Source organism: Nonomuraea purpurea (genome assembly GCF_042650645.1).
Taxonomy (GTDB): domain Bacteria; phylum Actinomycetota; class Actinomycetes; order Streptosporangiales; family Streptosporangiaceae; genus Nonomuraea; species Nonomuraea purpurea.
Map to the genome: position 1 here is coordinate 297,014 of NZ_JBHSBI010000002.1, position 11,751 is coordinate 308,764.

32 protein-coding genes are annotated in these 11,751 nt (G+C 68.4%); 31 read left to right on the plus strand and 1 reads right to left on the minus strand.

Features of this window, described 5'->3' with window-relative positions; genetic code table 11:
* Positions 1-12: 12 nt before the first annotated feature.
* The 5 genes from ACFOY2_RS05020 to ACFOY2_RS05040 are packed head-to-tail and all read left to right on the plus strand — an operon-like array spanning position 13 to position 1,810.
* Positions 13-747 carry a hypothetical protein gene (locus tag ACFOY2_RS05020; protein ID WP_379526711.1) on the plus strand — a complete coding sequence of 245 codons (735 nt, stop codon included), beginning with the start codon at positions 13-15 and terminating at the stop codon, positions 745-747.
* Positions 747-1,028, plus strand: a complete 282-nt coding sequence (locus ACFOY2_RS05025) for a hypothetical protein (protein ID WP_379526712.1) — start codon at positions 747-749, stop codon at positions 1,026-1,028. The genes ACFOY2_RS05020 and ACFOY2_RS05025 overlap by 1 nt, the downstream gene beginning before the upstream one ends.
* A complete protein-coding gene (locus tag ACFOY2_RS05030) occupies positions 1,025-1,189 on the plus strand; it encodes a hypothetical protein (protein WP_379526713.1) in 165 nt (54 codons plus the stop codon). Before ACFOY2_RS05025 ends, ACFOY2_RS05030 begins: the two co-directional genes overlap by 4 nt.
* Positions 1,186-1,554, plus strand: a complete 369-nt coding sequence (locus ACFOY2_RS05035; protein WP_379526714.1) for a hypothetical protein — start codon at positions 1,186-1,188, stop codon at positions 1,552-1,554. Before ACFOY2_RS05030 ends, ACFOY2_RS05035 begins: the two co-directional genes overlap by 4 nt.
* 28 nt (positions 1,555-1,582) lie before the next feature.
* Positions 1,583-1,810 (plus strand): hypothetical protein, encoded by a 228-nt coding sequence (locus tag ACFOY2_RS05040; protein ID WP_379526715.1) that lies wholly within the window; start codon positions 1,583-1,585, stop codon positions 1,808-1,810.
* 84 nt (positions 1,811-1,894) lie between these two features.
* On the opposite strand, the gene ACFOY2_RS05045 is transcribed toward ACFOY2_RS05040, so the two are convergent.
* Entirely contained in the window at positions 1,895-2,107 is a 213-nt protein-coding gene (locus ACFOY2_RS05045) for a hypothetical protein (RefSeq protein WP_379526716.1), read from the minus strand.
* A gap of 157 nt (positions 2,108-2,264) precedes the next feature.
* Between ACFOY2_RS05045 and ACFOY2_RS05050 the strand changes: the two genes are divergently transcribed.
* From ACFOY2_RS05050 to ACFOY2_RS05175, 26 genes are all read left to right on the plus strand, one after another.
* Positions 2,265-2,492 carry a hypothetical protein gene (locus ACFOY2_RS05050; protein ID WP_379526717.1) on the plus strand — a complete coding sequence of 76 codons (228 nt, stop codon included), beginning with the start codon at positions 2,265-2,267 and terminating at the stop codon, positions 2,490-2,492.
* A 77-nt stretch (positions 2,493-2,569) separates the two neighbouring features.
* Positions 2,570-2,893 carry a hypothetical protein gene (locus tag ACFOY2_RS05055; RefSeq protein WP_379526718.1) on the plus strand — a complete coding sequence of 108 codons (324 nt, stop codon included), beginning with the start codon at positions 2,570-2,572 and terminating at the stop codon, positions 2,891-2,893.
* Positions 2,894-2,896: 3 nt separating this feature from the next.
* Positions 2,897-3,448 carry a hypothetical protein gene (locus ACFOY2_RS05060; RefSeq protein ID WP_379526719.1) on the plus strand — a complete coding sequence of 184 codons (552 nt, stop codon included), beginning with the start codon at positions 2,897-2,899 and terminating at the stop codon, positions 3,446-3,448.
* Between the two features lie 43 nt (positions 3,449-3,491).
* Positions 3,492-3,944, plus strand: a complete 453-nt coding sequence (locus ACFOY2_RS05065; protein ID WP_379526720.1) for a hypothetical protein — start codon at positions 3,492-3,494, stop codon at positions 3,942-3,944.
* A gap of 78 nt (positions 3,945-4,022) precedes the next feature.
* Entirely contained in the window at positions 4,023-4,319 is a 297-nt protein-coding gene (locus tag ACFOY2_RS05070) for a hypothetical protein (RefSeq protein WP_379526721.1), read from the plus strand.
* 74 nt (positions 4,320-4,393) lie between these two features.
* The gene (locus tag ACFOY2_RS05075) at positions 4,394-4,615 is read left to right on the plus strand and encodes a hypothetical protein (protein ID WP_379526722.1); all 222 of its coding nucleotides are present in this window, start codon (positions 4,394-4,396) and stop codon (positions 4,613-4,615) included.
* Positions 4,612-4,818 (plus strand): DUF7167 family protein, encoded by a 207-nt coding sequence (locus tag ACFOY2_RS05080; RefSeq protein WP_379526723.1) that lies wholly within the window; start codon positions 4,612-4,614, stop codon positions 4,816-4,818. The genes ACFOY2_RS05075 and ACFOY2_RS05080 overlap by 4 nt, the downstream gene beginning before the upstream one ends.
* A 107-nt stretch (positions 4,819-4,925) precedes the next feature.
* Complete coding sequence (locus tag ACFOY2_RS05085; protein ID WP_379526724.1) at positions 4,926-5,321, plus strand: hypothetical protein; 396 nt, start codon at positions 4,926-4,928, stop codon at positions 5,319-5,321.
* Between the two features lie 3 nt (positions 5,322-5,324).
* Entirely contained in the window at positions 5,325-5,774 is a 450-nt protein-coding gene (locus ACFOY2_RS05090; RefSeq protein ID WP_379526725.1) for a DUF6283 family protein, read from the plus strand.
* A 4-nt stretch (positions 5,775-5,778) separates the two neighbouring features.
* On the plus strand, positions 5,779-6,024 hold the full coding sequence (locus tag ACFOY2_RS05095; protein ID WP_379526726.1) for a hypothetical protein: 246 nt from the start codon (positions 5,779-5,781) through the stop codon (positions 6,022-6,024).
* The gene (locus ACFOY2_RS05100; RefSeq protein WP_379526727.1) at positions 6,017-6,529 is read left to right on the plus strand and encodes a hypothetical protein; all 513 of its coding nucleotides are present in this window, start codon (positions 6,017-6,019) and stop codon (positions 6,527-6,529) included. The genes ACFOY2_RS05095 and ACFOY2_RS05100 overlap by 8 nt, the downstream gene beginning before the upstream one ends.
* Positions 6,519-6,818 (plus strand): hypothetical protein, encoded by a 300-nt coding sequence (locus tag ACFOY2_RS05105; RefSeq protein ID WP_379526728.1) that lies wholly within the window; start codon positions 6,519-6,521, stop codon positions 6,816-6,818. Before ACFOY2_RS05100 ends, ACFOY2_RS05105 begins: the two co-directional genes overlap by 11 nt.
* Complete coding sequence (locus ACFOY2_RS05110; RefSeq protein WP_379526729.1) at positions 6,815-7,069, plus strand: hypothetical protein; 255 nt, start codon at positions 6,815-6,817, stop codon at positions 7,067-7,069. Before ACFOY2_RS05105 ends, ACFOY2_RS05110 begins: the two co-directional genes overlap by 4 nt.
* Positions 7,062-7,487 carry a DUF4326 domain-containing protein gene (locus ACFOY2_RS05115; RefSeq protein ID WP_379526730.1) on the plus strand — a complete coding sequence of 142 codons (426 nt, stop codon included), beginning with the start codon at positions 7,062-7,064 and terminating at the stop codon, positions 7,485-7,487. The genes ACFOY2_RS05110 and ACFOY2_RS05115 overlap by 8 nt, the downstream gene beginning before the upstream one ends.
* Positions 7,471-7,764 carry a hypothetical protein gene (locus ACFOY2_RS05120; protein WP_379526731.1) on the plus strand — a complete coding sequence of 98 codons (294 nt, stop codon included), beginning with the start codon at positions 7,471-7,473 and terminating at the stop codon, positions 7,762-7,764. The genes ACFOY2_RS05115 and ACFOY2_RS05120 overlap by 17 nt, the downstream gene beginning before the upstream one ends.
* Positions 7,757-8,335 (plus strand): hypothetical protein, encoded by a 579-nt coding sequence (locus tag ACFOY2_RS05125; RefSeq protein WP_379526732.1) that lies wholly within the window; start codon positions 7,757-7,759, stop codon positions 8,333-8,335. Before ACFOY2_RS05120 ends, ACFOY2_RS05125 begins: the two co-directional genes overlap by 8 nt.
* Before the next feature lie 2 nt (positions 8,336-8,337).
* Positions 8,338-8,595 (plus strand): hypothetical protein, encoded by a 258-nt coding sequence (locus ACFOY2_RS05130; RefSeq protein WP_379526733.1) that lies wholly within the window; start codon positions 8,338-8,340, stop codon positions 8,593-8,595.
* A 163-nt stretch (positions 8,596-8,758) separates the two neighbouring features.
* On the plus strand, positions 8,759-8,899 hold the full coding sequence (locus ACFOY2_RS05135; RefSeq protein ID WP_379526734.1) for a hypothetical protein: 141 nt from the start codon (positions 8,759-8,761) through the stop codon (positions 8,897-8,899).
* Positions 8,886-9,335, plus strand: coding sequence for a hypothetical protein (locus tag ACFOY2_RS05140; RefSeq protein ID WP_379526735.1), 450 nt, complete (start codon positions 8,886-8,888; stop codon positions 9,333-9,335). The genes ACFOY2_RS05135 and ACFOY2_RS05140 overlap by 14 nt, the downstream gene beginning before the upstream one ends.
* On the plus strand, positions 9,328-9,567 hold the full coding sequence (locus ACFOY2_RS05145) for a hypothetical protein (protein WP_379526736.1): 240 nt from the start codon (positions 9,328-9,330) through the stop codon (positions 9,565-9,567). Before ACFOY2_RS05140 ends, ACFOY2_RS05145 begins: the two co-directional genes overlap by 8 nt.
* On the plus strand, positions 9,564-9,857 hold the full coding sequence (locus ACFOY2_RS05150) for a hypothetical protein (protein WP_379526737.1): 294 nt from the start codon (positions 9,564-9,566) through the stop codon (positions 9,855-9,857). Before ACFOY2_RS05145 ends, ACFOY2_RS05150 begins: the two co-directional genes overlap by 4 nt.
* Positions 9,850-10,380, plus strand: coding sequence for a hypothetical protein (locus ACFOY2_RS05155; protein WP_379526738.1), 531 nt, complete (start codon positions 9,850-9,852; stop codon positions 10,378-10,380). Before ACFOY2_RS05150 ends, ACFOY2_RS05155 begins: the two co-directional genes overlap by 8 nt.
* Positions 10,373-10,696 carry a hypothetical protein gene (locus tag ACFOY2_RS05160; RefSeq protein WP_379526739.1) on the plus strand — a complete coding sequence of 108 codons (324 nt, stop codon included), beginning with the start codon at positions 10,373-10,375 and terminating at the stop codon, positions 10,694-10,696. The genes ACFOY2_RS05155 and ACFOY2_RS05160 overlap by 8 nt, the downstream gene beginning before the upstream one ends.
* Positions 10,686-11,180, plus strand: a complete 495-nt coding sequence (locus tag ACFOY2_RS05165) for a hypothetical protein (RefSeq protein ID WP_379526740.1) — start codon at positions 10,686-10,688, stop codon at positions 11,178-11,180. The genes ACFOY2_RS05160 and ACFOY2_RS05165 overlap by 11 nt, the downstream gene beginning before the upstream one ends.
* On the plus strand, positions 11,173-11,574 hold the full coding sequence (locus tag ACFOY2_RS05170; RefSeq protein ID WP_379526741.1) for a hypothetical protein: 402 nt from the start codon (positions 11,173-11,175) through the stop codon (positions 11,572-11,574). The genes ACFOY2_RS05165 and ACFOY2_RS05170 overlap by 8 nt, the downstream gene beginning before the upstream one ends.
* Entirely contained in the window at positions 11,571-11,747 is a 177-nt protein-coding gene (locus ACFOY2_RS05175) for a hypothetical protein (protein WP_379526742.1), read from the plus strand. The genes ACFOY2_RS05170 and ACFOY2_RS05175 overlap by 4 nt, the downstream gene beginning before the upstream one ends.
* Positions 11,748-11,751: the final 4 nt, after the last annotated feature.

Below are 11,751 nucleotides of genomic sequence, written 5' to 3' on the forward strand. Positions count from 1 at the left end.
GGAATCGAACAGATGACGATCGACCTACGCACCGCCACACGACGCGGAAGCCGCCTGTACAACGCTGACGGTGCCGCCATTCACCGCGTGCCCGACACGGACGTAGTCGCCGCTGCCATCGTGGACGGCATCGGCAACAACCCCGAGGTTGCGGCCTTCTCCGCCCTCGCGGCCGAGGTCGCCGCGCGCGTCGGCGCCCGCCGGACCGCCACCATCGGCATCCTGGCCGCCGCCGAGCTCGTCGCCGCGCCGGCTGCCACCGCAATCGAACCCGACGGGGTGGCCGTCGTTGCGGTTGCCGAGCCGGGCGAGGAAACCGCCATCGCGTGGACCGGGGACGCCCGCGCCTACGGCTGGGACGGTGAGACGCTGACACAGAGATCCACCGACCACACCGTGGGCCAGTACCTGCGCGTCAACGGCGTCCCGGTCGAGGTCGCCAAGGAGCACGACAACTGGGTCCGCACCTCTCTGGGGCGCTGCTCGATAGCCACGGTGCACTCGTGCGAGATCGGCGACCCGCTGGTGCTGCTCACCTCCGATGGGGTGCATGACCAGGTGGAGCACGCCGAACTCGAAGCGCTTGTGCGCGCTCACCAGGACGTGCCGCAGGATCTCGCCGACGCGATCGTGGCCGCTGCCCGCGCGGACGACGACGGGTACCGAGACGACGCCACAGTCGTCGTGATCAGCCGAGCTGGGAGCTTCTCGACCAGCGACGCCGACCAGGCGGGGGAGGCGTTCTGATGACGGACGAGCGCTACGTCGAGGGCGAGATCGCAGCCCGCCAGCACTGCCGGGACGTCGCGGACATCCTGGTCTCTCACCTGCGCGCGTCGGATCACCCTCAGGCCGAGACATGGGCCGAGGCTCTGAACTGGTTCCGCCAGAAGATCAAGGGCGGGCACCTGTCGATCTACGCCCAGCGGGAGTTCGACCAGCGATTCGGCGCCGTGGACTGGAGCGCGTTCCCCGCCGCAGGCGCAGCCGACGCCGAGCCCGTCGAGCAGGGCGAGGTGTCCCGGTGAGCCACGCCGCGATCGAGAAAGCCATCCGCGAGTTCCCGTTCTGGGACTACGGCATGGACAACGTGGACCCCGAGTCCGAGTACGCCGAGTGGGTGCCCGCTCTCGCGCTGGCGATCAGCGACGCTCTCGCCGCCGACCAGTCCGGGGAGGCATCCCGATGAGCGAGAAGCGGATCGTCAACCTGACGCCGCACGTCGTGCGCGTCTACCACCCGGACACCCCAGACCGTATCGACGACCTGGAGCAGGGCTTGATGTGTCTGATCCCGCCGTCTGGCGCCGTCGCCAGGCTGGCCACGGTCGACCTGGGCACCTGGTGCTTCATCGACGGCATCCCGATCGAGGGTGTCGAGTACGGGCACGCCCACGACCTGCCGCCCCAACGGGACGGCGTCCACTACGTGGTGTCACTCGCTCTGGCGCTCGGGCAGCAGGGCCGCGATGACCTGCTTGTCCCGTACTCCGAGGTTCGCAACGGAGACGGGACCGTGGTCGGTTGCCGGGTGCTGGCGCAGGTGGCGGGCTGATGGCAGCCGAGCAGCCGGGGGAGATGCCGTGATCCGCCGCTTCTGGCGCTGGCTCTTCGAGTCCGTCGAGCAGCCGTTCACCCGCAGCTTTGTCGCCTTCGTCACCGTGCTGGCCTTTGCCAGCGCGGCGGCGGGGTTCGTTTGGTACGCGCTGGAGACCGGGAACGGCCACGTCCTACCGGTCATCGCGGTGTTCCTGGCCCTCGGGCTGGCGGACCTGATCCGCCGGCTGAAGCGGTCGGGGGAGTCCCGGTGAACGGCTACTCGCCGGCGGGCTCGGGCTTGCGCCATCACTTCGGCACCTCCCGAAGTGATGGCGGGCTACTCGCCGGCGGGCTGCCTAGGAGGACGGGTCCGCCTCTCTGGCGGCCCGCTCCCTTGCCTTGCGCGCACGCTGCTTGGCCCGCTTGGCGACGTACTCCAGGAGGGCTTCCTTCACGATCGCTGAGGCGGTCGTGTCGTCTTCGTCCGCTGCTCTCTCGACCTGCTCCCAGATCTCGTCACCGACGCGGACGTTGCGCACGGGCGTCTTGCCGGTGGCGGGTCGCGGCACCTTGGGTCTCCTGCTCGTAAGTGTCTTACGCGCGATCATAGTTGGCCTCCCAAGAGCAGTTCATTTGTGTAAGACAAAAATATCCGAGAAAGCCTTGTGGGGCAATCGCTGATCGGTCTAATCTGTAAGACAGAAACGAGACGTCAGGGAGAACGAGATGACCGCCACCGAGACCAAGCGCCACCAGATCGCCGACCAGATCGTCAAGGCCGTCCAGGCCGGCCACCTCAGCCGAGTGGACGACCTGGCCGAGGCGCTCGTGGAGCTGGGTCGCCGGGACGGGATGAACGACCTCCTGTTCGACCTGTGGGACGGCAAGGAGATCAGCCCCGAGGGTGTCGAGTTCGCGGTCGAGAACAACGGCTGCAAGGACCCCCGCCGCTAGACCCCGGGCCCCGGAAGGGGCCCACCCCTCTCCCCGCATCCGATCTTGATAGCCCCACCCCGACGTAGGAGCCCACGATGACCCCGACCGAGATCGCCGCCCAGATGGCCAACCTCGCCGACCAGCTCCGCGAGTCCCTGATCGACCCGCCGGACGACTGGGACGGGGACTACGCCGCCGTCACCTCCTCGGTGAAGGAGGCGACCCACTCGCTGACCGGCGTCACCAACCTGGTCGTCAACTTCGCCGACGGCTGCGACGGCCCCGAGTGGGGCGACGTGCACGAGGCGGCGCTGAAGGCCGCCGACAAGCTGCTGGCCGCCGGCTGGTCGGTGGAGACCCTCGCGGACGAGGTGGAGCACGCCCAGTCCGCGGAGCCCGCGCCGCTCATGGAGGTGTGAACGGTGGCTCTCACTTGGCAGCAACTCCGCCGGCGGCCTGCTCGCGATCTGCGGATCGGCGACCAGTGGATAGTCCTGGACGCCTTCACCACCTACACCATCGCCCCGGACGGCACGGTTCGCGGGCACGGCTGGGAGGAGCCGTCCGGGACCGTGTGGCGGTTGCTTGCCCGCGATGGCGACATGTTGACGGCGGTCGATCAGGACGGGCGCACGCTGGCCCAGACCGCGCCCAGTGGCACGCAGCTGCTGAGAGTCGAGCGGGAGACGACTCCCTTCGACGCCGCGACGCTCGTCGTCACCGCCGACCACATCCACGCTCTCGCCCAGCCCGACGGAGACGTCCTCGCCTGGGACCACCACGCTGGCGAGGTGCGGGCCATGACCCGCGAGGAGGCGATCGCCGCCGACTTCGTGTCCTTCACCGATCGGGGCTGGCTCAACGACTGGACCCGCGAGCCCGGCTGCTGGAACGACGACCACAGCGACGTCACCGCTGAGTGCGCCAAGGCACTCGCCGACGTGCAGACCGAGTGGCTACGGCGCATCGCCTGACCATCCTCCGAGCCAACTCCCCAACGACCCACAGGAGCACCACATGATCAGCAAGCGTCACGCGCAGGGCATCCAGCACCTCCTCGGCATGCTGGCCCCCGGCCACCCCGGCACCTACCAGCTCGTCAAGAGCCGAGCCCAGGAAGTCGTCAGCGAGTTGGCGGACCTTTCCGCCGGCGTCCTCGGCAGCGGCCTGAACGGTGTGCAGTTCCTGGCGGAGTGGGACAGCCGCCCGGAGGTGACCGTCTGGCTCACCGCTCACGAAACGTTCGGAGGGTCGCTGGTGTTCGATGGCGCCCATCTTGACGAAGATGCGGCCCGCGACCAGGCGGAGGAGAAAGCCCGCGACGCCTATGCGGTGGGCACGGCGTTCGCGTGGGGGCCGGTCCACCCGGACGACCCGCACGGACCGCAGGCGCTCTTCGCTGACCCGCCCGAGGAGGAGGAGCGCCCGACGGGCTACCAGGTGCACCTCATGGCCACTCGGCTCGTCTGACGGGGCTTGGCGCTCTCCCTGCCCCGGGAGGACATCTTCCGGGGCTACCCCTCAACCTCTCGACGATCAGGAGACCCGATGCTCATGACCGCCAAGAAGCGGCTCAGGCCCGAACAGTCCAAAACGGCCCGGACGTGGCAGGCGCGAGCAGTCCACCTGTTGAACCAGGCGATCACCCAGATCCGCGACGGCGAGGACGCGATCCCCACCGTGGGCGCGGCCATGGCGGTCCTGCGGATCGAGATCGGCGAACTGCCCGCCGACGAGTTGGACTTCCTCTTCTCGGACTCGCGCCTGAACCTCTGCATCTGCCCGCCTGACCTGCTCGCCCGTGGTGGATTCCGTGGCGACTGCCCCGTTCGCGCCTCGCACTGACCCCTCTCCCCGGTCCCCGGTGCACCGCCGGGGACCGGACACACCCCAACCTCTCGACGACCAAGGAGCCTCCGATGGCGGCACGGCACCGCTGGAACCGCAAGGACGCCCACAACGCGACCTGCGAGCGCTGCGGCACGCACGCCCAGAAACGTCCCTCACCGTACGGGCGGCGCTGGTGGACGGAGTGGCGGCTGCCGGACGGGTCGTTCGTGGACAACTACAACGGCGGGCGGACGCCGCCCTGCCCGCCTGCGAGCGCCGCCAATTCCTCGACGATCAAGGACGCGAGATGAGCGACGAAGAGACGATCAAGCTCAAGGTCGACCTGAGCATCGGCCTCGCCAACGCCAAGCAGGAAGACGTCATCGACAGCGGCATCCTCAAGGCCGACTGGGACGCCATGACCAACGACAAGCGCGACGAAGCCGCCCGTGTGGCCTGGGAAGAGTGGGCCTGGGAGTACATCGAAGGCGGCTGGGACGTCGTCGGTGCCTGACCCCGTGGCCCGGTCCTTCTCTGCCGGGCCACCCCAACCCCGCCCCCTTCCCGGTCTGTGCCGGGAGGGCCAGATCCACAAGACCATCAACGACAAGGAGACCCGAGATGATCGGGAGCAAGTACTGGTCCACCGGCATCACCGTCCGCTACTCGAACGGGGCGTGGGGCGGGACGGTCGAATACCTCGACGACGGGTTCGCCAACGATGACGCCGCTACGCGCAGGATCTCGACCGAGGGCGAGTTGCGGACCCGCTACTTCGTGAAGGACTGCGAGGGTGCGGACGCGCTCACGGTGGTGATTGACGTGCTCATCTCTGACGCCGAGCGGCTCGGAATCACGTGGAACGCGAAGGCGGGCGTCTACTACCACGGCGACGGTGAGGACAGTGACTGGCCTACCCCGGACGGTTGGCGAGGTCTGGTGAACGCGCAGTCCGTGCGGCTCGGCTGGGAGACCAAGTACGTCGTTTCTGACTCCTCCACCCCCGAGGAGGGCTGACCCGTGTCCGACAAGCCCCAAGTGATCAGCGTCCACGACGGCGGAGACGGAGAGTGGGGCGTCACCACCATGGTCGGTGGCGGACGCGCCTACCAGACGCGCCCATGCCCGTCCTGCCCGTGGCGGCGAGACAGCGAGACGGGCGTGTTCCCGCCGGAGGCGTTCAGGCATTCCGCCCGTACCACCTACGACCTGGCCACCAGCAAGTTCGCCTGCCACATGTCCGGGCGAGAGAGGCCGAAAACGTGCGCCGGGTTCCTGCTGCGTGGCGCGTCCGACAACCTCGCCGTCCGCATGCGCATCGCCGACTACTCCGGCATCGACAGCCCGGTCGAGCTCTACGACGACTACCGGGAGATGGCAGTCGCCAACGGGGTGGACGAAGACGACTCGGCGCTTCGCCCATGCCGCGGCGACAGACCGATGGAGTACCGACCACGAAAGGAGGACTGACCCGATGGCTACCACGAACATCCCGTTACACCCCATCCAGGAACCGCCCAACGACGCGATCCCGTACGCGATCGGTGAGAGCTCGGCGCCGGCGAACGAGGCGGCGCTCCGCGAGGCGCTGTCTGGCCTGGAGTTGGGGACGCACGACGAGCGGATCGTCATGTGGCTGTCCATGTGGGAGACGTCCACGGTGGCCACCGTCTGCTCGTGGCTGGAGAGGACCCGGAAGGAGGCGTTGAGCCATGGCTGAGACCGCCGACTGGCCGTACGACGCCGACCGCGACGACCCGCTCACCAAGCTCCGCATCCCGGTCGTGGGCAGCCCGTGGCCCCGCTGGCACTACATCGTGGCCTTCGACTCCGGGCGGCTGGACGACGAGCAGCAGCACCGTCCCACCGACCGTGAGGCGCGGATGCTCGCCTCGTTCCTGGAGGAGTACATCCACCACTGGTACAACGCCACCTGGCAGTACAAGCTCGCGGAGCGCCCGTTCGACGTGGACGGCGGGGCGAACGGCGTCGTGTTCCGCAAGTGGGGCGAAGGCGACTGGGGCTTCCGGCGTCGCACGTGGAGCCAGGGGCCGACGTACGTGCCGACACACCCCCGCATTCGGGGCGGCAAGTCCCCTGGTCCGCTCACGCTGGTGCAGGTGATGGACCGTATCCACACGATCGGTGACGAACCGATGAAGCGCTGGACGGACTGGAAAGCCGCCCACCCCGAGGTGTTCGGAGAGGATAACCATGGTGCTTGAGATGCTCGCCGGCGGCGGCCTGGTCCTGCTCGGCATGGCGATCGACCGGTTCGTCCCTGCCCGAAGGAGAACCCCGAAGCCGCCCGCCCCACCCAAGGCCATCTGCGGATGCAAGCACGAGCTGGCCTTCCACGACCCGGCCACAAGCGAATGCCACGGCACGAACGCCGTGGACAAGCACAACCGGTTCGGGGACTGGGTCGGCGAAGAGCAGGTCCCCTGCACGTGTCGCCAGTACGTCGGCCCGACTCCACTACTGACCATCTACGCGCCGGAGGTGACCTCGTGACTGCGTCAGAGACCCGAGAGCCCTGGTACGCCTGGTGCTTCTCCTGCGGCCAGATGCACCGCTTCGTATCCGGTGACGAGACCGTGAACGGAGCGTGGTGCGGAGGCGCGTGGGTCCGCATCGGGACTGGCGCTGAGCGCGATTGCCTCGCCGCGAAGCAGGTCCGCTTCGGCATGGCACGGTTCCTCAACGAACTGCCGCTGGACGTCCAGGCCGAGATCGACAAGGAGTGGGAGGCTCGCCATGGATGAGACCCGACAGCCCCAGCGCGTCCAGAGGCGACGGGTGAAGGGCTGGCGCAAGCCAGAAAACTGCGTGATCGTGGACCGAACCTCGCGGTTCGGAAACATGTTCGCTGTCCGCCCGTGCGACAGTGGATGCTGCTGGCGAATCGAGGACCCCAAGGGGGTCGCGGAGCGCTCTGACCGGCCCAACTCGTTCCTCGCCGAGAGAGAAGCTCGCCAGTATGCGTGTGAGCTGTACGACCTGCACACCGGCCCGATGGGCGCGTACGAGTTCGACGACGTCGATCAGGTCATCCAGGCGCTGAGGGGCAAAGACCTGGCCTGCCCATGCCGGCTGCCAGATCCGGGGGAGATCGACTGGTGCCATGCAGCCCACACGCTGATCCCGCTCGCGAACGGAGGCGCCGATGCTGCTGGGCGATGAAATGGCGATTCGGCGGAGCGCCTACGAACTCGGGCTGGACCGTGGCCACTGCGACCCTGTATGTGGCGGCTTGGGCAACGGCCACTTCGTCGTGGACGCAGCCTCGTTCGTGGCGGCGGCGGGCTACGACCCAGACGAGCACCCCGACGTTGTCGAAGCGTTGGAGACGGAACTGCGTGAAGTTGTCGTGGACACCGCCGCCGACGTGATGCGCGAGCACGGCCTGCGTTCCGAGACTGACCCGCTGGCGCCCGCGAACGGAGACGCCGATGCCTGAGCCCAGGACCCCAATCCACGTCAGCCGCCTGCTGCTGAGGGCCGTGGAGACCGAGCGGGCGACGGACGGCATGTGCGAGCGCGGCGCGGCCTTGCTGAACCGGGTGGCCGCCGCTTACCGCCTGGCCGCCGAGATCTACACCTCTGACCCGACGCTGGAAAGGTGTCCTGCCGGGCGGGAACGACAGCTCGACCTCGCGGCGGAGATCTGCCGCCAGATCCTGCCACGGGTCCGCTCCGCCATCGAGGGCCGTCAGGCGGACCGGTGGCCGGTAGAGGACCGCTGGGAGGAAGCCGAAGCTCTGGCGGCCCGCCTGCCCGACATACTGGCTGAGGCTCGCGCACAGGCGCGCACCGACCATGCCACCCCGGACGGGTCGCGGGAGATCTCCCGCATGTGGCTGGCCCACTCCTCGCACCGCATCCACCTCGCGGGCGAAGGGCTGCGCGATGCGGTGGCCAAGGCCAAGAGTCTCCCGCACCCAGATCCGGAAATCGCCGAACTGGAAGCCCTCGCTGACGAGATCGTCGCGCGAGCTGAGAAGTTGGAGAAGGAAAGGACGGGCTTCTGACCATGTCCGACATCCCTCCGGACGCTCTGAGAGAGGCTGAGGAGGCGTATGCGTGCGCCTACCAGGCTGGTGTCGCGCACAGAGAGATCGCCCGCATCGTGGTGGAGGCTGCCGCTCCGTGGATCGCCGCGCAGGCGCTGATCCGGGAACGCCGCCGCGCGGTCCGCCTCGTACGCCGCGTGTTGGTCCCTCGCGGCTGTGAGCCGACCAAGGGCGCCGCGGACCTCATCGACGCCATCAAGGGAGACCTCCGTGTCTGACATCCCCCAGGAAGCCTTCCGTGCGGCGGCCGAGGCGGTCCACGATGCGCGGTGCGCGCATGCCGCAGGCCGGTGGGCTTGCTTCTCCTGCCGCGCTGAGGCCGCTGTGGAGGCTGCTGCTCCTGTCCTCACCTCCCAAGCCCGGCGAGACACCGTCACAGCCTTGCGCGCTGTTGCTGAGACCCGCGAACTGCTCCACCGCCTCACGGATCGCCATCCAGAGTTGCGCGAGGGCGTCACGGTGAAGGCCGTGCTGCTCGCGATCGCCGACGAGATCGAAGGAGAAGCCCGTGACACCCGCTGAAGTGATCGAGAAGGCGCTGCGCCAGCATTTCGAGCTCCGCCTGAAGCCGTCAGCGATCGAGCAGGCGCAGCGCGGACACCCCCTGCACCTGTCCGGGGCGGAAGCTGAAGACGCCGCCCGGATCGCTGTGGACGCTCTGGCTGGCGCTGGGCTGGTCGCCGTCTCTGCCGACCTACGCGAGGCGCTGAAACTCTGCGGCCGACTCATCGCCTGCCACTCCCGCGACTGGGGGCAGGACGCCTCAGACGCGACGCTGTGGGCCATCCTCTGCGGCTGGGAGTGCGAGGAGCACCACATCCACGACGACATCTGCGGCGGCTCCGGAGCTCTACGCCAGGTGGCAGATCGATTTGGCTGGGACGAGGCCCATGTCGAGCGGATCAGACGTCTACGCCGCGCTGTCGCCGCCCTACCCGAGGAGAAGGCCGATGCCTGAGATCGATGACCTCCGTCGCCGTGCAGCGCGGGCCCTCGCCAACCCGCAGTGGTTGGGTATCACCCGAGGACACGAGGTGCGCGAGCAGCCCGACGGGCACGGCCATGTCCAGGTGTGCTGCGAGTGCGGGACCGTCGTCATCCACCGCATGCTCCTGCCCGGAGACAGTGCAGAGTTCATGCGGGCCGTGAAGCGGCACGCCAGCCGAGACAACGTGGGATGGAGCGAATGAGCGCGACCGAACCTGCCGCCGTTTACATCGCCGAAGTGATCGGGTTTAGCGAGAACCCCGTGGACGGGCGTAAGCGCATCGCCGTGGGTGCCAGCCTCGAAGCCGCCTTGGACGCCCTCAGCAGCCACGACATCTTCGGTGGTGACCTCGCGGCCACGGAGACGACGAGCGCTCTCGGGACGGAGAACGCTCGCACATGGGCGGTACACGAGCGCGACGAGGAGCCCAGCGACGAGGGCTGCCTGTGGATCACCGAAGAGAAGGTAACCGGGGAGGCGAGCCGTGACTGACGACCTCCGCCAGCGCTACCACGACGTGCTCGCCGACGCTCTCGGTGAGTGCGTCAACTGCGGTAGCCCCACCGCGGCGAAGTGCATCTGCGGCCCGTACGGCACGGCTGCAGCCCTCGAAAGACTCACCGACGCCGCATTGGCGACTCGTGACAGCGAACTGGAGCAGATCAAGGAGATCATCATGGGTGTATTCGTCTGCGTCGGCTGCGGCCAGGCCGAGGGCCACCCCGAGTCGTGCGACCTCGGCGGCTACGCCGACCGCGAGGAGCTGGCCGCCGAGCGCCGCGCGGAGCTGGTTCACGAGCGCGACCATTGGCTGCTCGACGAGCGTGCCCCCGGCTGCGAGTACTGCCTGATCGACCCGCCAAGCCCTGGCATCCGGATTACCCGCGCCGGTTATCGTGCGCTGGACGAGGCCGCCGAACGGTACCGAACTCGCGTGACCACGCTGGAGCAATACGACGCTGAACGAGCCGCGATCATCGCCGCCCACCCGGCGACGGAGGCTGACCGTGGCTGACGACCTCCGCCAGGCCGAGTACGGCCTCTACATCGCCAAGGTCGGCACCGATGAGCGCCACCACTACCGCAAGGGAAACCGCCCGTCCGACCTGCCCGACCTGTTCGACCTCGCACGGCACGCCATCAAGGACGTTCAGGCGCGGCAAGGGCACATCTACCGCCTGCATGGCAGGTGGTCCACGGGCGTCGAAATCTGGGAGTCGCCCAACGGCGACCAGGACCCATTCCAGCCGCCGGATCGTCTCCTCGCCTACGCCCGCTGGGAAGACCGAGACCTGACCCTGACCGACCAGGAGGCCGACCGTGTCCGATGACCTTCGCCAGCGCTACGCCGAAGCGCTCGCAGCCACCAACACGCTCGACGCCACCGACCTCGAATACACCCTCGGTCTGCTGCTCACCGCGCGAGACGACGAACTGGCCGAACTCCGCGAGCAGGTCGCGTTCCAGAAGCATCGGGCCGACACCTACCAGGCCGACCTTGAGTTCCTCGAACGCCAGCACAAGTTCGCCATCAACGAGCGGGAGGCGTGGCGGGAACGCGCCGAGACCGCAGAGGAGGCGGTCAAGGACCTCGAATCGCTGATCTCCGACGAGCGAGCCATCCACGAGGAGACCATCCAACGTGCCAAGAAGGCCGCTGCGGCCGTCGCTCGCGTCCTGGAGATCCTGGACGAGCGCCGCCACTCCTACCCGTCCATGGACCACTCGGTCACGTACGTGGATCCGCTGCTTCCCGGAGGAGTCATCCGCGGCGCGCTCGCAGACCTCGGCTTCCCCGAGACTGGCCGTGGGTAGGCTGCGCCGGCCTGGTGGCCGCTGGCGCCTGCTGGTGCACGAGTGGATCGGCAAGCAGCCCGACAGCCCGGTTTTGTACGGGACCGCCCACCACGTGTCCAGCGCGCCCGGCGAGGACGGAGAGCACCGCAGACACCACCACCTGCCAGGAACCGAGTTCGACGAGCTGGTGGTGGGTTCGTGGCTGCACGTCGAACAGATGGACGCAGGCGTGTGGTGGATGAACTGCGGCGGGGTAACCCTGACCGTCCGCGTTGACCGAGACGGGAGACCGCAGAGAGTTTCCGTCTCCGGCCCCGACGACGACGCCGCGCGGGAGGATGGAGTGGAGTACGAACTGACATGGAGCATGCCGCCGGAGACGCCAGCCCTGCCCGAGGAGGAGACGACGTGACCCCGTTCGTCAAAGCGGTCCTCAGCGAGGTGGCGGACTGGTTCCGGGGCGACGGCATGGTGTACATCTCCCACGACGCGAAGGACCCGCACTGCTGGGCGACACTGGTCATCCTCGCGATCCTGGTGGTACCTGCGCTGGTAGCGGCGCGCATCGTCGAGGCATGCCTGTGAACCT